Origin of the sequence: Mesorhizobium sp. M0478 (genome assembly GCF_040321305.1) — a bacterium.
Classification (GTDB): Bacteria; Pseudomonadota; Alphaproteobacteria; order Rhizobiales; family Rhizobiaceae; genus Mesorhizobium.
In genome coordinates this window covers 141077-160868 of record NZ_JAMYRH010000006.1, presented here as the reverse complement: position 1 = coordinate 160868, position 19792 = coordinate 141077, and the positions used below count along the sequence as shown (strand labels likewise).

Annotated in this window: 17 protein-coding genes; 6 read left to right on the top strand and 11 right to left on the bottom strand. The window is 63.5% G+C overall.

Annotated elements, in window-relative coordinates; translation table 11 throughout:
- Positions 1 to 180: 180 nt before the first annotated feature.
- Entirely contained in the window at positions 181 to 1656 is a 1476-nt protein-coding gene (locus NKI64_RS16675) for an ABC transporter substrate-binding protein (protein ID WP_027050306.1), read from the bottom strand.
- 121 nt (positions 1657 to 1777) lie between these two features.
- Positions 1778 to 3058 (bottom strand): acetylornithine deacetylase/succinyl-diaminopimelate desuccinylase family protein, encoded by a 1281-nt coding sequence (locus NKI64_RS16670; RefSeq protein ID WP_027050307.1) that lies wholly within the window; start codon positions 3056 to 3058, stop codon positions 1778 to 1780.
- A 223-nt stretch (positions 3059 to 3281) separates the two neighbouring features.
- Between NKI64_RS16670 and NKI64_RS16665 the strand changes: the two genes are divergently transcribed.
- On the top strand, positions 3282 to 3713 hold the full coding sequence (locus NKI64_RS16665) for a L,D-transpeptidase (RefSeq protein WP_023681747.1): 432 nt from the start codon (positions 3282 to 3284) through the stop codon (positions 3711 to 3713).
- A 13-nt stretch (positions 3714 to 3726) separates the two neighbouring features.
- Here the strand turns inward: NKI64_RS16665 and NKI64_RS16660 are convergent, their stop codons facing one another.
- The 7 genes from NKI64_RS16660 to NKI64_RS16630 form a co-directional block, all read right to left on the bottom strand.
- Positions 3727 to 4734 (bottom strand): lipid A biosynthesis lauroyl acyltransferase, encoded by a 1008-nt coding sequence (locus NKI64_RS16660; protein ID WP_027050308.1) that lies wholly within the window; start codon positions 4732 to 4734, stop codon positions 3727 to 3729.
- A gap of 4 nt (positions 4735 to 4738) precedes the next feature.
- Positions 4739 to 5767: a zinc-binding dehydrogenase gene (locus NKI64_RS16655; protein ID WP_027050309.1), complete on the bottom strand. Its 1029-nt coding sequence runs from the start codon at positions 5765 to 5767 to the stop codon at positions 4739 to 4741.
- 36 nt (positions 5768 to 5803) lie between these two features.
- Positions 5804 to 7075, bottom strand: a complete 1272-nt coding sequence (locus NKI64_RS16650; protein ID WP_352518703.1) for a beta-ketoacyl-ACP synthase — start codon at positions 7073 to 7075, stop codon at positions 5804 to 5806.
- A 42-nt stretch (positions 7076 to 7117) separates the two neighbouring features.
- A complete protein-coding gene (locus NKI64_RS16645) occupies positions 7118 to 8308 on the bottom strand; it encodes a beta-ketoacyl-ACP synthase (protein WP_023833824.1) in 1191 nt (396 codons plus the stop codon).
- A 55-nt stretch (positions 8309 to 8363) separates the two neighbouring features.
- Positions 8364 to 8645 (bottom strand): acyl carrier protein, encoded by a 282-nt coding sequence (locus NKI64_RS16640; protein WP_010909964.1) that lies wholly within the window; start codon positions 8643 to 8645, stop codon positions 8364 to 8366.
- Between the two features lie 209 nt (positions 8646 to 8854).
- Positions 8855 to 9403 (bottom strand): histidine phosphatase family protein, encoded by a 549-nt coding sequence (locus NKI64_RS16635; protein ID WP_023670442.1) that lies wholly within the window; start codon positions 9401 to 9403, stop codon positions 8855 to 8857.
- A 99-nt stretch (positions 9404 to 9502) separates the two neighbouring features.
- A complete protein-coding gene (locus NKI64_RS16630; RefSeq protein WP_352668822.1) occupies positions 9503 to 12553 on the bottom strand; it encodes a caspase family protein in 3051 nt (1016 codons plus the stop codon).
- A gap of 145 nt (positions 12554 to 12698) precedes the next feature.
- On the opposite strand from NKI64_RS16630, the gene NKI64_RS16625 reads away from it, so the two are divergent.
- From NKI64_RS16625 to NKI64_RS16615, 3 genes are all read left to right on the top strand, one after another.
- Complete coding sequence (locus NKI64_RS16625) at positions 12699 to 13649, top strand: AEC family transporter (protein ID WP_352668820.1); 951 nt, start codon at positions 12699 to 12701, stop codon at positions 13647 to 13649.
- 251 nt (positions 13650 to 13900) lie between these two features.
- Positions 13901 to 15358 carry an NAD-dependent succinate-semialdehyde dehydrogenase gene (locus tag NKI64_RS16620; protein ID WP_023707861.1) on the top strand — a complete coding sequence of 486 codons (1458 nt, stop codon included), beginning with the start codon at positions 13901 to 13903 and terminating at the stop codon, positions 15356 to 15358.
- Between the two features lie 192 nt (positions 15359 to 15550).
- Positions 15551 to 16576, top strand: a complete 1026-nt coding sequence (locus NKI64_RS16615) for an aldose epimerase family protein (protein WP_352668962.1) — start codon at positions 15551 to 15553, stop codon at positions 16574 to 16576.
- A gap of 4 nt (positions 16577 to 16580) precedes the next feature.
- Here the strand turns inward: NKI64_RS16615 and NKI64_RS16610 are convergent, their stop codons facing one another.
- Complete coding sequence (locus NKI64_RS16610; protein WP_352668818.1) at positions 16581 to 17501, bottom strand: sugar kinase; 921 nt, start codon at positions 17499 to 17501, stop codon at positions 16581 to 16583.
- Positions 17502 to 17655: 154 nt separating this feature from the next.
- Here NKI64_RS16610 and NKI64_RS16605 point away from each other — a divergent pair, with 154 nt between their 5' ends.
- Positions 17656 to 18099, top strand: coding sequence for a FixH family protein (locus NKI64_RS16605; protein ID WP_023688156.1), 444 nt, complete (start codon positions 17656 to 17658; stop codon positions 18097 to 18099).
- Between the two features lie 4 nt (positions 18100 to 18103).
- Positions 18104 to 19303: a cytochrome-c peroxidase gene (locus tag NKI64_RS16600; RefSeq protein ID WP_352668814.1), complete on the top strand. Its 1200-nt coding sequence runs from the start codon at positions 18104 to 18106 to the stop codon at positions 19301 to 19303.
- A gap of 4 nt (positions 19304 to 19307) precedes the next feature.
- Here the strand turns inward: NKI64_RS16600 and NKI64_RS16595 are convergent, their stop codons facing one another.
- Complete coding sequence (locus NKI64_RS16595; protein ID WP_023818076.1) at positions 19308 to 19760, bottom strand: Lrp/AsnC family transcriptional regulator; 453 nt, start codon at positions 19758 to 19760, stop codon at positions 19308 to 19310.
- Positions 19761 to 19792: the final 32 nt, after the last annotated feature.

Here is a 19792-nt window from a genome sequence, read left to right as displayed (position 1 = left end):
ACCACTCCTCACCCCCCGCAAGGGGGGAGATCAGCAGTTTCTGTGTCGTCGACCAGCGTTCAACGTTCGCGATAGGCGAAAGCGGAGATGATAGCCCGATCTCCCCCCTTGCGGGGGAGATGCCCGGCAGGGCAGAGGGGGGTGTGACGGAGCGCAAACGCCGCCCTTTGGCCCGCCGCCTCAATCCGTCCACTTCACCTTGGTCAGATCATTCGCCTGGATCGGCGCATTCTCCCACAGGCCCTGCAGCTTGGCGTCCCAGACGCCGACCTTCGGCAGTTCATAGAGGAAGCCGACCACGGCGTCGTCGGCCAGGATCTTCTGTGCTTCGCCGAGCAGCGTGTTGCGCTTGGCGTCGTCGGAGGTGAGGTTCAGCTCGGCGATGATCTTGTCGAAGGCCGGATTGTCGTAGTTGAAGTAATAATCCTTGCGCGAGTAGATATCGATGTCGTTGGGCTCCGTGTGAGAGACGATGGTCAGGTCGTAATCCTTCTTGGTGAACACCTGGTCCAGCCACTGCGCCCATTCGACCGGGATGATTTCGAGGTCGATGCCGACATCGCGCAGCTGCGAGGCGATGATCTCGCCGCCAAGCCGCGCATAGGAGGGCGGCGGCAGTTTCAGCGTCGCCTTGATGCCGTTTTCGAAGCCGGCCTGCTTCAGCAACTCCTTGGCCTTCTCGACATTGTGCGGATAGAGGCCGGTGAGGTCGACATAGGCCTTGCTGGCGGGCGACATGTGCGAGCCGATCGGCACGCCGAGGCCGGCCGAGGCGCCGTCGATGATCGCCTTGCGGTCGAGCGCGAAGGCAATTGCCTGCCGCACCTCGAGCTTGTCGAAAGGCGGCTTCTTGTTGTTGATCGCCAGAATGGTCTCGCCCTCAGTCGAGCCGATCACCACCTTGAAGCGCGGATCGTCCTTGACCTGCGCGACGCTGTCGGGATCGAAGAAAGGGAAAGCCTGGATGTCGCCGGAGAGCAGCGCCGGCACGGCGGCAGCGGCGTCGGGAACGATGCGGAACTCGGCCTTGTCGAGGAACACCGGGGCGCCCCAGTAAGTGTCCGATTTCACCAGCGTGATCGACGAGCCCTTGGCCCAGCTCTGGAATTTGAACGGGCCGGTGCCGATGGGCTTTTCCTTGTTGGTGTCGGCGCTCTCCGGCGCCACGATCACCGCGTCGCCCCAGCCCAGATTATAGAGGAACGACCCCTGCGGGTTCTTCAGCGTCACCTTGACCGTTGCCGGACCGACGACTTCGACCGTATCGATGGCGGCGAACAGGGCCTTTTGCGCGTTTACGGAATTGTCGGCGCGGGCGCGGTCGAGCGAGAACTTCACGTCCCCGGCGTCGAAGTCGCTGCCGTCATGGAATTTGACGCCGGTGTGCAGCTTGAAGGTGTAGACCTTGCCGTCGTCGGAAATGGCCCAGCTCTCGGCGAGGTCGGGCAGCACTTCGCCATTCGGGCCGATGCGGGTCAGGCCCTCGAAGACGTTGGCGTAGAGCACTTCGTCGATCGCCGCGGCAGCACCGGCGGTCGGATCGAGATGCGGCGGCTCGAGCGGAATGCCGATCACCAGGTCGGTGCGTGCGGCAAATGCCTGACTGCCGGCCAGTGCCAGCACCGTGGCGGCAAGAATGGTTTTCCACAATTTCATCGTGCAACTCCCAAATGCTCGAACCCTGATGCGATAGAAGCGTGATTTCGAGGTGGAGTAAATTGCGTTTCGTGCTCCGCAGCGGCGCGGGGAGGAATGTTTTTTCAGCGAAGCCGATGGTTCAGTCCGCGGCCGTGCCCCTGAGCAGCACATTCAGCCCGATCGCCATCACCTTGGCCGACTCCACCATATCAGAGATACCGACCCATTCGTCGGGCCGGTGGGCGAGGTCCAAAATGCCCGGGCCATAGGCGATGCAATCATAGATGTGGCCGATGCGGGCGATGTGTTTCTGGTCGTAAGTACCTGGTGAAATGACATAATCCGGCTCGCGGTCGAAGATCGCCATGATGCCTTGCGCCACCGCCTTGACCACTGGCGCATCGCGCTCGGTCATCAGCGGCAGCACCTCCATCAGGTCGCGAATCTCGTAGTCGAACTTATTGCGCCCGCGTTTCAGCCGGTCGAGGATATCGGTCACCTCGCTCTTGACCGTGGCAAGGTCCTCCTCGAGCAGGAAGCGGCGGTCGATGGTCAGCCGGCAGGCGTCGGGCACGTTGGGTGAGGGCAGGCCGGGGCGGAAATCCTCGGTCTGGCCGCCATGGATCGAGTTGATGTTCATGGTCGAGCGCTTTGCGCCTTCGGGCACGACAGGCATGCGCGTCACCTTGCGGTCGAGCGCCGGAAACAGTTCATCCTCGAAGGCCTGCAGCACGGCGCCCATGTGGCGCACGGCATTGTCGCCGAGGAACGGCATCGAGCCATGCGCGATCTCGCCCTTGGTCTCGATCTCCGCCCACCAGACGCCGCGATGGCCAAGACAGATGCGGTCCTTGTTCAGCGGCTCGGGGATGATGACGTGGTCGACCTTGGGTTTCGAGAAATAGCCAAGCTTCGCCAGATGGGCGACGCCGCCGAAGCCGCCGGACTCTTCATCGACGGTGCCGGAGATTTCGATGGCGCCAGGAAAGTCGGGGAATACCTCCATGAAGGCTTCCGCCGCGATGATCGAGGCGGCCATGCCCCCTTTCATGTCGCAGGCGCCGCGCCCGTAGACCTTGCCGTCCTTCACCACGCCGGCAAAGGGATCGACGCTCCAGCCCTCGCCGGCTTCGACCACATCGATGTGCGAGTTGAAATGGACACAGGCTCCAGGCGAGCGGCCGTCGAAGCGGGCGACGACATTGACGCGGGGATAGCGGTCGGTGTCGCCGGGCGTGCCTGCGGCGCGGATGAATTCGGTTTCGAAGCCAAGCCTGCCTAGGCGCGCACCGATATATTCGGCGCAGGGGCGATAGGCTTCGCCAGGCGGGTTGATGGTCGGGAAGCGGATCAGGTCGGCGGTCAGTGCGACCAGGTCATCAACACGGGCGTCTATCGCTTTGAAGAGTCGTTCGTTCATTCCCGGATTTGAGCAGGCAAGGGGGTGGTTTTGCAAGCATCGCGCCACTGGCGCCGAAACTTCGTGTCGCAGCGGCAACTATGGCGGGAAAATCGTTCAAATTCGCTGCTTTAGATTGGCGAATTTATCAAGGAGTGTGTGTTAGATCACTCACCTGTCGTTAAAAAGATGAAAAACCGCGTGATGACAGGGCAGGCAAGGGGCATCAAAGGGGTTTGATCTCATGACTAAAATCGTTCTCATGGCAGCTGCTTTTGCTGCGATGCTGTTCGGCACGTCCATCGAAAGCAGGGCTGCCTCGCTGGTGGCCAGCATCGACGTCTCGTCGCAGACCATGACCGTCAGCCAATACGGCCAGGTGCTTTATCGCTGGAGCGTGTCGACCGCGCGCAGCGGCTATTTCACGCCGCGCGGCACCTATCGGCCGCAACGCACGGCGCGGATGTGGTATTCGAAAAAATACCACATGTCGCCAATGCCTTACTCGGTGTTCTTCCATGGCGGCTACGCCATCCACGGCACCGGCGCGGTCAGGCAGCTAGGGCGTCCGGCATCGCATGGCTGCGTGCGGCTGCACACCGCCAATGCCGCGATGTTCTATGCGATGGTGCGCGAAGTCGGCTTCGGCAATACGCGGATCGTTGTGACGAACTGAGGCTTTCGACGACTTAAGATTGACGCTGCCCCTGGCCGGTGGCGTTGGCCTGTCCGCGCCGGCGGCGACGCCGGCCTGAGATTTCCCACCTTTTGTGGAACCACATCCACTGTCCCGGATCCTCGCGCACCCAGCGCTCGACCACGTTGGCGAGCAGTTGGGTGGTGGCCGCGACATCGACGCTGCCGCTTTCATTGCGCGGCAAGGTCAGCTTGTCCTCGATCTCGAGGCGGAAGCGGTTGCCAGGCAGCCGCACACATCGCGCCGGATAGACGTCGCAATCATAGTGACGGGCGAGCATGCCCAGAACCGGATTGCTCTGGCATGGGCGATTAAAGAAGATCGTCTCCAGTCCGCTGGAGAATTTCTGGTCGACCAAAACGCCGATATTGCCGCCTTTCTCCAGAATCGACGCCAACGCGAAGGAGGCGCCGGTCGAAGACGGCAGCAAGGCGCCCATGCTCGAACGCCGCGTCGAATGGATATAATCGGCGAGGTAGGGATTGTTCGGCGGACGAAACAGCGCGGTGATCTTCATGCCGAACGTCGCGGCAGCCACCGGCAGCAATTCAAAATTGCCGAGATGGCCGGTGAACAGGATATGCGGTTTGTCCTCGCCAGCTATCTGATGGAAATGATCGGCGCCGCCAACTTCGACGCGGCCGGGCGTCGCTGCGTTCGGATCATAGTCGAAGAGCGCGTCAAGAAAGATGTATTCGGCGGCGAGCCGGGCCATGTTGCCCCACATGTCGGAGGCGATGGCCTCGATCTCGGCATCGCTCTTTTCGGGATAGGCAAGGCGCAGATTGTTGACGGCGACGCGGTGGCGCCCGACGCGCGGACCGATGCGGCGTGCCGCCCGGTCGACGAAATTGAGCGCCCTGTCCGCGGGCAAGAGGCGCAGCAGCGAGATGATCGTCATCGCCAGGCGCGCCACCAGCCAGTGCTCCATCTGGCGCAGTCTTCGGCCATAGCGGAACATGAAGTCCCGGCGGGCTTTCTTGAACACCTTGCCGACCATAGTCCTAAGAAACGCGCAGGATGATCTTGCCGAACACGTCGCGGCCTTCCATGCGCTTCAGCGCGGCGTCGATGCCGTCGAAGCCGACCTCGGTGTCGATAACAGGTGCTACCTGTCCCGCCGCCATCTTCTGCATGGCGTTGGCCATGTTCTCCATGCGGCAGCCGAAGGACCCAAGCAGCTTCAGCTGCTGCTGGAACAGCTGCATCAGATTGATCTGCGTCGACACGCCGGAGGTCGAGCCGCAGGTGACCAGGCGGCCGCCGCGCTTGAGGCACAGCATCGAGGCGGCAAAGGTGTCGGCGCCGACATGTTCGAAGACGACGTCGACGCCCTTCTTCCTGGTGAGCTTGCGCACGACGCCTTCGAAACGATCGTCGCGGTAGTTGATGACATGGTCGGCGCCGAGCGCCTTGGCCTTGTCGATCTTGTCGTTGGAACCGACCGTGGTGATGATGGTGCAACCCATGCGCTTGGCCAGCTGGATCGCCGCCGAGCCGATGCCGGAGCCGCCGGCATGGATGAGGATGGTTTCGCCGGGCTGCAGCTTGGCATTGTCGAACAGCATGTGCTCGACGGTGCCGAAGGTGACGGGGGCGACAGCCGCGCCGACATCGGTCACGCCGGGAGGAGCAGGGACCAGCAGGCGCGCCGGCAGGTTGATCTTCTCCTGGGCAAAGCCGTCGAGATGGAAGCCGTGGACGCCCGAGACATTTTCGCAGAGATTGTCACGGCCTTCGCGGCAGGCGCGGCAAAGGCCGCAGGTGCGCGCGCCGTAGATCGACACCAATTGTCCGGGCAGCAGGCTGGAGACGCCGGGGCCGACAGCCTCGACCTCGCCGGAGGCTTCGGCGCCGACGACCAGCGGCAGCTTGCGCTTGGCGAAGGCCATGCCGCGCCAGCCCCAGACGTCGATATGGTTCAGCGCCACCGCCTTGATGCGCAGCGTGACTTCGCCCAATGCGGGGGGCGGCGGGGGCGGCAGGTCCACCGTTTCAAGACGGCGGTCCTCGATAAGTTGCAGTGCGCGCATGGGGCCTGTCAGTTCAGTCTGGCTGAAAAAGGTCGCTTAGACCGGTTCCCGCGCCATGACAAGGCAGGTGTTCTGGCCGCCGAAGCCGAACGAGTTCGACAGCACGGTGCCGACTTCGGCATTGCGCTTCTTGTTGGGCACCACGTCGAGCACGATTGCCGGGTCGGGATTGTCGTAGTTGATGGTCGGCGGAATGACGCTTTCGAGCATGGTCATCAGCGAAAACGCTGCTTCGACGGCGCCGGCCGCCGACAGCGTGTGGCCGATCATCGACTTGTTGGACGAGACCGGCATCGAGCCGATGCGATCGCCGAACACGGTCGACAGCGACAGATGCTCCATCTTGTCGTTTTCCGGCGTCGAGGTGCCGTGAGCGTTGACGTAGTCGATCTCGTCCTTGCTCAGGCCGGCATCCGCAAGGGCGGCGCGGACTGCTGCGATCGCCGGCGAACCGTCGGGCTTGGAACGGGTGCGATGGAAATCGTCGGCCTTTTCACCGCAGCCGCGCAGGATGCCGAGAACGCTGGCGCCCCGGGCAAGGGCTGCCTCAAGCGATTCCAGCACCAGAGCGCCGGAGCCTTCCGCCAGCACAAAGCCGTCGCGGTCCTTGGAGAAGGGTTTTGACGCCTTTTCAGGGATGTCATTGTGGGTCGACAGCGCCGAGAGCAGCGAAAAGCGGATCAGCGCCTCGGCGGTTGCCGAACCGTCGGCGCCGATCGACAGCGCCCGGTCGCATTCGCCGCGGCGGATCGCTTCGACGCCGAGCTGGATGGCGGTGGCGCCCGAAGCGCAGGCCGTCGACAGCGTGATCGGCAGGCCGCGCGTGCCAAAGCGGTCGGCCAGCCGGTCGGCGATCGCGCCGAACTGCGTGCTTGCGAACCTATCTGTTTCCTTCAGCCCGCGCGCCACCCTGAGCAGCCTTTCGGCGCCGGCGCCTTTGCCGTCGGAATTGTAGAGCGCGAAGCGGTCGTGCCAGTCGAGTTCGACCGGCGGCGAGGCGAGGAAGAGCGGGCCACCGAAATCAGAGGAATCGAGGCCGGATTCGGCCACCGCCTCATTCGCGGCGGTTTCGGCCAGTTCGTAGGTCAGCAGGCTGGCGCCTTTCGAGCTTGAGTCGAGGAAATCGACCATGCCGGAGATGCGGGTGTTGAGGTGGTCGACGGGAAAGCGGGTGATCGGGTGGATGCCCGATTTGCCGGAGGTCAGTGCCGCCCAATTGTCTGCCTTGCCGATGCCGAGCGAGGTTACCACGCCGATGCCGGTGACGGCGACGATCGGCCTGCCCATGTGATCTCTGAGATTGGCCATCCGGAACCTCTTAACTTTGCAGCATGATCGCGCAGCGCTGCTTCAAGCAGCGTTGACCAGCGCCATGCCCTCGAATTGGTGATAGCCGATTGCCGTTGCGAGCACGGTTTCGGGAATGCCTTCGAACGGCTTCTCGGCCGCGGCGTCGAAAACGGGGTAGGCGGCCTTGCGGTCGACGGCCAGGGCGGCGAGGGCGACCGCGAATGGAAACTGCGCTTCCTTCATATGCCCGGTCAGCGTCGCGAAGCCGCGCGCCGATATCGCCGGATTGGCATCCAGCGCTGCCTTTTCGGCTGACGTTGCGGTATGCGCCCCGGATGCGCCCGACAGGGCCAGCAACTTGCCGTTCGGGAGAGTTGCCTGTTTGAGCAGTGTCGCGATCTCGGCGTCAAGCTCGCCGCGCGAACGCCGGGCGCGGCCTGAGACGACCGGTCCGAGCTCGGCATAGATTTTGCGGCCGCGGCTTTGCGCGTGTTCGCGCTGCTCCAGCACCAGGAACGCGCCGCCGGAGCCGGAGACCAGGCCGCCGCCCTCGGCGCCCTGTCTCTGCCAGACCGGCTTCCATGGGCCGCGATGCAGATAGCCGGCCAATTCATAGCCGAGCAGCATGTCGGAATGTTCGGTCTGGAAGGCGCCACCTACCAGTATGTGGGTCGACTGTCCGGAGCGGATGCGCGCCGCGGCGGTCTCGACGGCGGCGACGCCGGCACCTTCCTCGCCCATGAAGGTCCTCGACGATCCCGTCACCTTGTGGACGATGGAGATGTTGCCGGCGAGCAGATTGGAGAGCTGGGCCAGGAAAAGCGTCGGCCGCAATTCGGTGGTCAGCTTCTCGTTGAGCAGCACGTCGCGGTCGTTGCGGCTCTCGGACGCGGCGAGGATGGCGGCATCGACCGCCTCGTCTCGCTCGCCGCCGCCGGCAGCGACAACCATGTCCATGGTCGTGCAGAGCTCGTCATTGCCCTTGATGCCGGCGTCGTCCAGCGCCATGCCGGCGGCATAGGTGCCGAGCCGCTGCCATGTTTCCATCTGCCGCTGGTCGCCTCGCTTGGCGATCTGCAGGTTCCAGTCGATCTCCGGCAGTGGATGCACGGTGTAGGGCGCAAAGCGCGCGGATTCGAGCACCGGCTGCAGGCCGGGCTGCGCCAGCTTCTGCCAGTGGGTATCCGGACCCTCTCCCAGCGAGGAGACAAGGCCGATACCGGTGATGACGACGTCGCGAGGGCTGCTCATGAGCGGCTTTGTGGGTCAGGCGGCGCAGCCCGTCAAGGCCGCGCGCCAGCCGATATCAGGCGGTCTTGGCGGCGACCAGCGCGTCGATCTTGGCGCACAGGTTCTTCATGACGAAGTAATCGTCGGTCGAAGCCTTGCCGTCATTGACTTCCTGGGTCCACTTTTCCAGCGGCACCTTGATGCCGAATTCTTTGTCGATGGCAAAGACGATATCGAGGAAATCGAGACTGTCGATGCCGAGATCGTCGATCGTGTGGCTCTCGGGAGTGATGGTGTCGATATCGATCTCGCTGGTGTCGGCAATGATCTTGGCGACTTTGTCGAACGTGGTGGACAAGGGCTCTTCCTTCGGTTGCGGGCGGAATCTGTCCGCATCTGGTTTGGGCGCTGTCTAATCGGTTTTTCCCGGCAGGAAAAGGCCTGATGCGCGGGGCGCAGATGGGATGGCTCTCCCGTGAAGACAAGAAGGGCCGCCCGACAAGCCGGTGGCCCTTCCAGTTGACGTTACGTCAGCTTAGTTTTCACGGAGCTTGACCACTGGCTCTCTCAGAACGTGACGCGGCCGAGCACGCGCAAGCCATCGCCCTGCGGCTCGACCACCACCGCTTCGCCCTCGCGCGGCGAGACGCCGGTCAGCGCGACGATGTTTTCGAGATGCGTGACCATGACCAGATTGTCGGAACCGGTGTAGGCGCGGATTTCCTTCATCACCGCGTCGAGCTGCGCGGCCTTCTCGGTCGGATCGCTCCTCAGGAGGTCGAGCGGCGCAAAAAGCTCCGGCTCCGCTTCGAAGGCGATGCGGGCAGTGTCGAGGCAGCGGCAATAGCGGCTGGACAGCACCCGCTCGATGGGGGCGGCGCGGGCGCCGAACAGCGCGCCGATCTTGCTCGCCTGCTGCTTGCCGCGCGCCGATAGATTGACCTGGGTGGCACAGTTGTCGATGACGAAATTGGCGGGGTCGGTGGTGCCGGTGACCAGTGCGTGGCGAAGCAGCACGACATGGCCGCCGTCACGCAGCAGCGCCCAGCCGGCGTCGGTCGCGTGGGCGACGGCGGGAACAGCAAGCAGGAACAGCGACAGCACAAATCGAATCATCGAAACCTTTCCGGGAGCCGGATGCCGGCTCCGGTCATTCTGATATAGGGATCGGAAAGCCGGCACAAAGACAAGCGAAAGGCGAACCCTCGGTTCGCTTCACATTTTCGCCATTTGCTTCTTCGCCAGCTCGATCTTCTGATCGGTGAGCGGGATAGGGATCGTGTAGCCGGCTTCGGTGAAGCCCTGCTTGGCGTTCTCGAAGAATTCGATCGCCTTGAGATATTCCGGCTTGCCCGCGCCATAGCTGGCGCGGTTCCAGTGGACGTCGCCGATATTGTTCTGCTCGAAGGCCCACTGCAGCGGCTGACTTTCGCGCGTAAACACCTTCAGCGCCGCCGTGAACGCCGCTTCGGCGTCGTTGAGATATTTGTCGGTCCGCTGGAGATTGCCGAGATTGAGCAGGCTCATACCGATGCCATTTTGAGCGTTGGCCCAGTCGACCGGCGCGGCCTCGATGGTGAGTATTTCGAGCGCTGCCCGCCGCGCCGCAATCGAATCCTGCAGCGTCTTGGCATCGCCATTGCTCATGCTCAACCAGTGCAGCGTCGAGCCCAGGCCGGCCTGGGCCATTGCCCATTGCCGCGGGTTGGTCTCGCGCTTGTACTCGCGCAACGCATTGCCGTAGGCGTCGACCGCCTCGCTGTAATGCTCGGGCTTGTCGGTGACGCCGCCGAGAAGCTGCAGCGTGTTGCCGAGATTGTAGTAGCTCATCGCCCAGTCCTGCGGGAACTTCCGCCTGACATAGACCTGCCGTGCCGCCTGGAAGGCTGCCGCCGACTGTTCCAGCTTGGCCGCATCACGGGTGCGCTGGCCCAGCGTCTGATAGATCGAGCCGAGATTGTTCTGGGCTGACGCCCAGTCCATCGGGAAGCGCTTGCGGGTAAACACCGTCAGAGCGTCGTCATAGGCAGCAGCAGCTTCTTCGAGCGTAGCCGTGCCCATATCGAAGCGGGCGATACCGCTCAGCGCATTGCCCAGGTTGAGGCGGCTGGTCGCCCAGGACACCGGGAAAGTTTCGCGGGTTCGCACTTCCAGCGCGGCGCGAAACGCGTCGGCCGCCTCGTTGATCTTCGCCTTGTCGTTGAGCTGGATGCCAAGCGTTACAAGCGTGTTGCCGAGATTGTTCTCGACCATCGCCCATTCCACGGGTGCTTTCTCGCGTGTGTATTCCTCAAGCGCCAGCCGGTAGGCTGCTTCCGCCTGGGTGAGATGCTCGCCGGCAGGCTCACGCTCGGAGAGTGCATAGAGCGCGAGGCCTAGATTGTTCTGCGAACCGGCCCAGTCCAACGGCAGCTTGTCGCGCGGACGCTTCTCAAGGGTGGCGCGCGTCGCCGCCACCGCCTCATTGAGACGCTGCGGGTCGCTCTCGCGTTCGCCGATCTTCAGAAGCACGTTGGCCAGGTTGTTCTGCGCCGCGGCCCAGTTGCGGTCGTCCTTCTCGCGCTCGAACACCACCAGCGAATCGCGGAAAATCACCGCTGCTTCTTCGAGATGCGCAGTCTCGGTTTCGCGCTCTCCAATGGTCTGCAGCACCACCGCCATGTTGTTGCGGGTGATTGCCCAGTCGCGATTCTGTTCGCCGTTGGGGATGAAGTTCAAGATGGTGCGATAGGCCTCGATGGAGTGCTGCAGCGCATCGAGGTCGCCGGTGGCGTAGCCATGAGCGTTCAACGCCTCGGCCTCCTGGTTCTTGTAGTTCCAGCGCAGCTTTTCGTCCCACTTCTCGACCAACGAATACGCCTTGGCATAGTCGTTGGCGGCGGATTTGTAGTCGAAGACCAGCGCGGCGGCGTCGGCGCGTTTGGCATAGATGGCGGCGTCGGCGATGCGCTTTTGCCGGAGCAGGTCCTCGGCCTCGTCGACCGCACCGCTGTTTTCCTCGATCCGGCCGACCGCGTCGTCGAGGAATTTGCGCGCCGTCACCATGGCGCCCTGGCCTATGGCCTTGTCGGCGGATGCGACCAGGCGACTGATCTCGGGATCGTCGGTGCGTAATGCGGCGCGCTCGGCCATCATCTTCTTCAGACGCTCGGCCTGGCTGTCCAGCACCTTCTGCAGGTCGTTCGGATCCTCAGGGATCTTTTCCGTGCCGAGCGCCTTGAGCACGCCGTAGAGCGCGTCAAGGGGCACGCCGTCCTGCAGAGAAGCCAACTCCACCTGAGCCCGTTTGGGATCGGGCAGGTCGGAAATGGTCAGCAGCAATTGCCGCCGCTCACCGGTGATCAGCCCGTCGTCGCCGGTCGGTTCCGGCGGCGCGACGCCGAAATAGAGCAGGCGACGCAGACTCTCGCTGACCCAAGGTCGCTGCTTTGCCTTGGTGTCGAGATAGACCTCCTCGGTGACCATGCGCATGACCGAGCCGAATTCCGTGCCTTTCATCGCGGTGAGGTGGCGCAGCAGGGCGGCGGCGTAGGGGCTGTTTTCGCCGGAGGCGCCATCAAGTGCGGGTCGGCCCGGCTCAGCGGCGAAGCCGACCACGGTTCCCAGGCTGGCATTATCCAATGAGGCATCGGCGAGGGCTTTTGCGCCGCGCACCGGTTCCAGCCCGCCGGCGCCCACAGGCTCGGCGGAAGCCGTCGGCCCGCGGCGCACGACCGCCTCCGGCGGAAACGGGTTGGTGCGGCAGGCGTCAAGCAGCACGATCGTCACCGGCACGGCCCTTTTCAGCTCGTCCATGACGGCTGAAATCGGCACCAGCGCCTCACCGGCATTTTTCAGCGACGAGACGTCGGCGTCGACCGGCACCAGATAGTTCTCGCCGCCCGCCTCGATGCCGTGGCCGGAATAATAGATGAAGGCTACGTCGGCGCCTTCGGCGTCCTCGACGAAGCGATCGAGATCGCGCTTCAGCTTGGCGGCATCGCGATCGGTGACGTTGCGGGCGTCGAAGCCGAGGTCGGTCAGCATCTTGGCCATGTCGCGGGCGTCGTTGGCCGGGTTGGCAAGGGCTGCGATGTGTTCGTATTTCGACTGGCCGATGATCAGCGCCACGCCCTTGAGACTTTTGGTCTCGGCGGCCTGGGCCACAGATACGCCAAGGCAAAGCAGTATAGCGACGAAAGCCGCCAGCCACCCCTGTCTGACCAGCCACACTTGTCTGACCAGCCACTCCTGTCTGAAATGACGCTGTTTCGGCGTCGCAACCATTCGCTGTATGTCCGCCCTGATGATCCCAAGCCTGTATAGCGCTGCCACCCGACCATGATCAAATTCAGGCGCCGGGCGGATCGAGGATCAGTTTCTGAAGATCATGGCGATTGCGCTGGAATCCGGGCTCGCCTATCCCTGAAAAATGTCTCCGCTCACCGAAACCGTTCTTTTCGTCTTCAGCCTCGTCGCGCTCGGCTATGTCACCGGGCTCACCGGCTATCTGAAACCGGCCAGCGGGGACGGCATCTCCGAATTCGCCATCAACGTCGCGATGCCGCTGCTGCTGTTTCGGACGATGGTGAATTCGGATTTCCACGGCGTGGCGCCCTGGTCGCTGTGGGGTGCTTATTTCGCGGCGGTTGCAATGACATGGGCCGCCGGCCATCTGGTGACGACACGGATCTTTGGGCGGGACGCGCGCACCGGCATCGTCGGTGGAGTGTCGTCATCCTTCTCGAATGTGGTGTTGCTGGGCATTCCCTTCGTTCTCGGCGTATTCGGGTCCAGCGGATTCGAAGTGCTGTCGCTGCTCGTTTCCGTGCACCTGCCGACCATGATGATGGCTTCGATCATCATGTTCGAGATATTTGGCCGCGGCGGCAGCGAGCCCGTACACCCGCTGCGCATCATCCAGAGCTTTCTGAGAAGACTGTTCACGAACCCGCTGATCATCGGCATCCTGGCCGGGCTGGCATGGCGCCTCACCGGCGCGCCGCTGCCGAACCTTGCGACGCGGCTGGTCGATGCGCTGGCTAACACCGCCGGGCCGGTGGCGCTGTTCGCCATGGGGCTCAGCCTGCGCCGTTTCGGCATTTCCGGTAACATCCGACCGGCGCTGACGCTGTCGACGCTGAAACTGTTCCTGATGCCGGCGCTGGTGCTCGGCCTGGTCTGGCTGTTTGGCCTGCCGCCCTTGACGGCCAAAGTGGCGGTCGTGGTGGCGGCGCTGCCGTCCGGCATCAATTCCTATCTCATCGCCGTGCAGTTCAACACCGGCCAGGCGCTGGCGTCGAACCAGATGACCATCGCCACGGCAAGCGCGGTTGTTACAACCGCCTTTTGGCTGACGGTGGTGGTGCATGTCTTTGGGTAGGCTTGGTCTTCTGTAAGGCTGGTCTTTGGCAAGGCTGGTCTTTGACAAGGCTGCGGCCCAAACTAATTTACATGTGAATTTTCTCTGGCGTTGGGCTGGCCCAAAGCCTATATGCCATCTTGCAATTGCTTGCCGGGCTTGCCCTAGGTAAAGAGCAGTGGCTTCAGCGTGTCGGCTCCGCCGCCATTGTGCACGCTCGTTCAAGAGATCCAGGAAACCGGCCCGTCAGTGCGCCGAACGGAGGCTAGACCATGCTGCAGAAAACCAGCCATTTCATGCGCCAGGCCAATCTCATCAACGGCGAATGGGTGCAGGCCGACAGCGGCCAGACGGTCGACGTCAACAACCCGGCCACCGGTCTCAAGATCGGCACCGTGCCGAAGTCGGGCAAGGCGGAAACCCGCCGCGCCATCGAAGCCGCAAGCGAAGCCTTCAAGACCTGGCGCAAGACGACCGCGCTTGAGCGCTCGAAGCTGTTGCGCAAGCTGCATGACGCGATGATGGACAATCAGGATGTGCTGGCCGAACTGCTCACCATCGAGCAGGGCAAGTCGCTCGCCGAATCCAAGGGCGAGATCGGTTCGGCCGCCGCCTATATCATGTGGTTTGCCGAGGAAGGCCGCCGCACCTATGGCGATGTCGTGCCATCGCCATGGGGCGATCGCCGCATCCTGGTGACCAAGGAGCCGGTCGGCGTCATTGCCGCCATCACGCCGTGGAATTTCCCCTCCTCGATGCTTGCCCGCAAGCTTGGCCCCGCGCTTGCCGCCGGCTGCACCGCCGTGGTCAAGCCGGCCTCGCAGACGCCGTATTCCGGCCTTGCATGGGGCGCGCTCGCCGAGGAGGTCGGCTTCCCAAAGGGCGTCATCAACATCCTGACGGGTGCTGCCGGCGAAATCGGCGACGAGATCTGCGCCAATCCGCTGGTTTCGAAGATCACCTTCACCGGCTCGACCGAGATCGGCAAGCTGCTGATCCAGAAGTCGTCCGTCACCGTCAAGAAGGTCTCGATGGAACTCGGCGGCAACGCGCCGTTCCTCGTCTTCGACGATGCCGACCTCGATCGCGCCGTCGCCGGCGCCATCACCGCCAAATACCGCAATTCAGGCCAGACCTGCGTGTGCACCAACCGCTTCCTGGTGCAGGCCGGCATCTACGACAAGTTTGTCGAGAAGCTGGCCACCGCGAGCAATGCGCTGAAAGTTGGCTCGGGCCTGGAAGAGGGCGTGCAGCAGGGACCGCTGATCGACGTGAAGGCGGTCGAGAAGGTCGAGGAATTCATCGCCGACGCCACGTCGAAGGGTGGCAAGGTCGTTGCCGGCGGCAAGCGCCACGCGCTTGGCGGCTCATTCTTCCAGCCGACCGTCATCGCCGATGCGAAGCCTGACATGCGCTTCATGAAGGAAGAGATTTTTGGCCCGATCGCCCCGGTGTTCAAGTTCGAGACCGAAGAGGAAGCCATTGCGCTTGCCAACGACACCGAGTTCGGCCTTGCCGCCTATTTCTACACCGGCGACCTCGGCCGCGCCTTCCGGGTCATGGAAGGCCTGAAATACGGCATGGTCGGCGTCAATGAAGGCCTGATCACCACGCCGGAAGCGCCGTTCGGCGGCGTCAAGGAATCGGGCCTCGGCAAGGAAGGCGGACACCAGGGCATCGAGGATTACCTCGACACCAAATATGTCTGCATCGGGGGTCTCGGCCTCTAAATCATTGACGGGCAGGGCAGGCCGCGGGCCGGCCCTGCCAGATGACATTCAGCCGGACTGGAGCGGTTCAGCGTTTCACGGAAACGCCGAACCGCTCCAGTTCTTTGTTTTTTGCAATTCCGGACGGAAAACCGTTTCACACTTTTCCTGGAATTGCTCTAAGTCGATAGATCGACGAATTAGCATTTGGACATAGCGATGAAGGACGGCGAAGTCTTCGGCACGACGCAGGCAGGCGAACCCGTTCGCCGTTTCACCATCGGGGGCGGCGGCGTCAGCGCCAACATCATCGGGCTCGGCGCAATCATCCAGGATCTGCGGCTCGCCGGTCACGACGCGCCGCTGGTGCTGGGCTACGACCGCTTCGAACCTTACGAGACCGACCGGGCCTTCTTCGGCGCGGTCGTCGGCCGCTATGCCAACCGCATCCGCGACGGCCGCTTCACCATTGCCGGCCAGCGCTACCAGACTGAGCGCAATTTCCTCGGCAAGCACACGCTGCATGGCGGCTCGGAGGGCTTCTTCCACCGGCCGTGGACGGTTTCGCTGCACGGCCGGGATTTTGTCACGCTGACCCTGCACGATCCCGAGGGCACGATGGGCTTTCCCGGCGCGCTCGACGTCACCTGCACCTACCGGCTGAAGATCCCCGGCACGCTCTCAATGGAACTGACCGCCACTTGCGAGGAGCCGACGCTGTGCAATCTGGCGCAGCATTCCTATTTCAATCTCGACGATGGCGGCGCTGGCGACATTCTCGACCACCGGCTGATGCTGAACGCCGGCGCCTATACGCCTGTCGATGGCGAGATGATCCCGACCGGCGTCGTCAAACCTGTCGACGGCACGCCCTTCGACTTCCGCCAGGCGCGGCCGCTGCGCATGGAAACGGAAGGCGAGCAGCTTGCCTACGACGTCAATTTCTGCCTGGCGTCAGCCCGGGGCCCGCTTCACCAGGTGGCGTGGGCGCAAGGCGCCAATTCCGGCGTCGAGATGGAAGTCTGGACCACCGAGCCGGGCCTGCAGCTTTACACCGGCCAGTATGTCGCGCCGACCTCGGGCGGCCTGGACGGACGGCGCTACAAGGCGTTTTCCGGCTTTTGCCTGGAAGCGCAGACCTGGCCCGACGCGCCGAACCGGCCCTATTTCCCGCAGGCCACGCTGTGGCCGGGCCAGATCTATCATCAGGTGACGGAATATCGTTTCAGGCTTCCCTAAGGTCTTAGCCCTCGAAAGCGGTTCTTAGAACCTCGAACGGCGCCAGCGCGCCTCGCACCTGCACGACAGCGGCGGCGACGCGATGCGCGCGCTGCACGGCATCCGCCGGGGCATGGCCGGCAAGCCGGGCGGCGAGATAGCCGCCATTGAAGGAATCGCCGGCGCCGGTGGTGTCGACCGGGGTGGCGACATGCTGGGCCGGAACCGGCTGCAGGGCTCCGCCAGTGGCGATCAGCGCGGGTTCCTCGCCATTCTTGACGACGACTTCGCCGACCAGTTTTCCGAACCGCTCGGCGGTCGCTTGCGATGCCGTGTCGCCAAACAGCATCTGCTCGTCGGGAAAGGTCGGCAGCGCGATGTCGGTGATGGCAAGCGCGTCGAGGATCGCGGCTTGCGCCTCCTCGCGGCTCTGCCACAGGCGCGGCCGGTAGTTGGGGTCGAAGGCGACGAGCGAACCGGCAGCCCGCGCCTTGGACACTTCCGCCAGCAACGTCTTGCGCGCGGCGGCATCCAGAATTGCCAAAGTGATTCCGGAAAAATACACAAGAGCCTGGTTTTCAAGGCTTTTTGCCAAGGCGGCCGGGTCCGAGGCGAGCCGCCTGGCCGCCGCGTCGCTGCGCCAGTAGGTGAAGGCGCGTTCGGCGCCGGTCAAGGTGATGGCGTAGAGGCCGGGCCGCGCGCCTGGGATGACCGGGCTGGCGCCGATGTCGATGTCGTTTTCGGCGAAGAACGAAATCTGGCCCTGCGAGAAGGGATCGTCGCCGAAGGCCGAGACATAGGTCGCCGGCCGCTCGCCGCTCAGCGCATGCAGCGCCCACAGCGTGTTGAACGTGTCGCCGGCAAAGCCCATGCGCCAGTTCGGCCCGGCCTGGCCGGACAGTTCGAGCATGCATTCACCGATCGAAGCGACGCCGTCTGCTGCCATGTATCTGTCTCCGGATCAGTTCGCTGCTGTAGCTTTTTGCGGCCGGCAGCGCCATGCTTGGCGGCGGCGGTTTTTTGCGCCAGAAGCGTTTTCCCACAGAAGCGGCGGGACGCGAATTGCTTCCCGAGACGTTATGTCCAGAAGAGGAACCGGTTTGGCATCGATATGGCGTTATCTTCTTGCGGGCGTTGGTCTGGCCGCCTTGCTGGCTGGCATATTGGCGATCGTCTATCTGACCGCGCCGCAGTCGGCGCCGGGCCCGGATATTTCGCGCTCGAAGAAGACGGCGAACGGCTTGTTTGTCGCCAGCATTCAGCCGGAACGCGGCGTTATCCGGCAAGGCGAACTGCAATCCTGGTTGCTGACCCTGAAGACGGTCAAGGGCGATTCCGTGGAAGGTGCGGCGATCTCGGTGTCCGGCGGCATGCCGCAGCACAATCACGGCTTGCCGACCAGTCCGCAGGCGACCGATTATCTTGGCGAGGGGCGCTACAGGATCGAGGGGCTGAAATTCACCATGAGCGGCGTGTGGCAGTTGCGCTTCGCCATTTCGGCGGCGGCCGGTTCCGACACGGTCGTCTTCAACGTGGTGCTGTGAGCGGATGAACCGCCTGTTGCGCCTTCTGGCATTGGCGGCGGTCTTGCTCGTTGCCGGCTGCGGCAAACCGGATTTTTCCGATGCCGAGAAGAAGACCATCGCTTCGCTGGCGCTGAACACCTTGCCGGCGCTCAAACCCGACACCACCAACCGGTTCGCCGACGTGCCGGCCGCCGCCGCCTTGGGCTCCACTCTGTTCTTCGACCAGGGCATGAGCCGCGACGGTAACGTATCCTGCTCGACCTGCCACAAGATCGACCGGCAGTTCCAGGATGACCTGCCGCAATCCGTCGGTGTCGGCCGCACCAACAGGCGCTCGATGCCGCTGGCCGGCATCGCCCGCAATCCTTGGTTCTTCTGGGATGGACGGCGCGACAGCCTGTGGGCGCAGGCGCTGACGCCGCTGGAAAATCCGCTCGAGCAGGCGGGGAACCGCGCGGCCTTCGCGCATTACATCCAGAAGCGCTTTGGTGCGCGCTACGAGCGCATCTTCGGGCCACTGCCGGATCTTTCCGCCGTGCCGGCCAACGCCAGCCCGCTTGGCAACGAGGCCGAGCAGGCGGCATGGAAGGCGATGACCCCAACTCAGGCTGAGGGCGTCAACCGCGTCTTTTCCAATATCGGCAAGGCGATCGCTGCCTTCGAACGGTCGATCGAACCGGCACAGACACGCTTTGACCGCTTTGCCATCGATCTTGCGTCAGGCGCCAAGTCGAAAGCCGACGATGCCTTTTCGCCGGAGGAGATGCTCGGGCTGAAACTGTTCATCGGCAAGGCCAATTGCGTCACCTGCCATAACGGCCCGCGCTTCACCGACAACGCTTTCCACAACACCGGCGTGCCGCCGGTCAGGGATTTGCCATTGGATCGCGGCCGTTTCGATGCGGTGGCCCAGGTTCAGGCCGACCCATTCAACTGCTTCGGCGCCTTCCGCGATGGCGACGCCGGCGCCTGCGGCGAGCTGCGCTTCATCGTCAAGGCAGCACCCGAACTGATGCGCGCCTACAAGACGCCGTCGCTGCGGGGCGCGGCAACGCGGCCGCCCTATATGCATGCCGGACAGTTTTCCTCGCTGGAGGAGGTGGTGGCGCACTACGCGAAGGCGGAGGCGGCCGTTGAAGGCACCTCCGAAGTGCACCCGTTGCAACTGTCGGATCGCGAACGCGCGGCGCTGGTGGCGTTTTTGAAGACGCTGTCGGACTGAAGAGTCAGCGATCCTTGACCGTCTCCATCGCCACGAAGGTCGAGGTCTGGGCGACGTGGGGGAGCGCCGAGATGCGCTCACCGAGAACACGGCGATAGGCGGCGATGTCGGTGGTACGGACTTTCAGGAGATAATCGAAGCTCGACGCCATCATGTGGCACTGCTCGATCTCCGGCACGGCCTGCACCGCGCGATTGAAAGCATCGAGCGCGGCCGAGCGTGTGTCCGACAGTTTGACCTGGACGAAGGCGACATGGCCTTCGCCCATGCGCTCGCGATCAATGATCGCCTGATAGCCCCTGATATAGCCGTCCTTCTCCAGGCGCTTCACCCGCGCCTGCACCGGCGTCTTCGACAGGCCGACCTTGCCGGCCAGTCCAGACATGGATAGCCGCCCGTCGCGCGCCAGCGCCGACAGGATGTTTTTGTCGATGCGGTCCAATTGGTCTTCTGTCACCGATATCACAGTCCACCTGATAATAATTTAAC

Bases quoted from the DNA above. Each gene is read 5' to 3' on its own strand.
- NKI64_RS16675 (WP_027050306.1), bottom strand. From the start codon at position 1,656: ATGAAATTGTGGAAAACCATTCTTGCCGCCACGGTGCTGGCACTGGCC.
- NKI64_RS16670 (WP_027050307.1), bottom strand. From the start codon at position 3,058: ATGAACGAACGACTCTTCAAAGCGATAGACGCCCGTGTTGATGACCTG.
- NKI64_RS16665 (WP_023681747.1), top strand. From the start codon at position 3,282: ATGACTAAAATCGTTCTCATGGCAGCTGCTTTTGCTGCGATGCTGTTC.
- NKI64_RS16660 (WP_027050308.1), bottom strand. From the start codon at position 4,734: ATGGTCGGCAAGGTGTTCAAGAAAGCCCGCCGGGACTTCATGTTCCGC.
- NKI64_RS16655 (WP_027050309.1), bottom strand. From the start codon at position 5,767: ATGCGCGCACTGCAACTTATCGAGGACCGCCGTCTTGAAACGGTGGAC.
- NKI64_RS16650 (WP_352518703.1), bottom strand. From the start codon at position 7,075: ATGGCCAATCTCAGAGATCACATGGGCAGGCCGATCGTCGCCGTCACC.
- NKI64_RS16645 (WP_023833824.1), bottom strand. From the start codon at position 8,308: ATGAGCAGCCCTCGCGACGTCGTCATCACCGGTATCGGCCTTGTCTCC.
- NKI64_RS16635 (WP_023670442.1), bottom strand. From the start codon at position 9,403: ATGATTCGATTTGTGCTGTCGCTGTTCCTGCTTGCTGTTCCCGCCGTC.
- NKI64_RS16630 (WP_352668822.1), bottom strand. From the start codon at position 12,553: ATGGTTGCGACGCCGAAACAGCGTCATTTCAGACAGGAGTGGCTGGTC.
- NKI64_RS16625 (WP_352668820.1), top strand. From the start codon at position 12,699: ATGTCTCCGCTCACCGAAACCGTTCTTTTCGTCTTCAGCCTCGTCGCG.
- NKI64_RS16620 (WP_023707861.1), top strand. From the start codon at position 13,901: ATGCTGCAGAAAACCAGCCATTTCATGCGCCAGGCCAATCTCATCAAC.
- NKI64_RS16610 (WP_352668818.1), bottom strand. From the start codon at position 17,501: ATGGCAGCAGACGGCGTCGCTTCGATCGGTGAATGCATGCTCGAACTG.
- NKI64_RS16600 (WP_352668814.1), top strand. From the start codon at position 18,104: ATGAACCGCCTGTTGCGCCTTCTGGCATTGGCGGCGGTCTTGCTCGTT.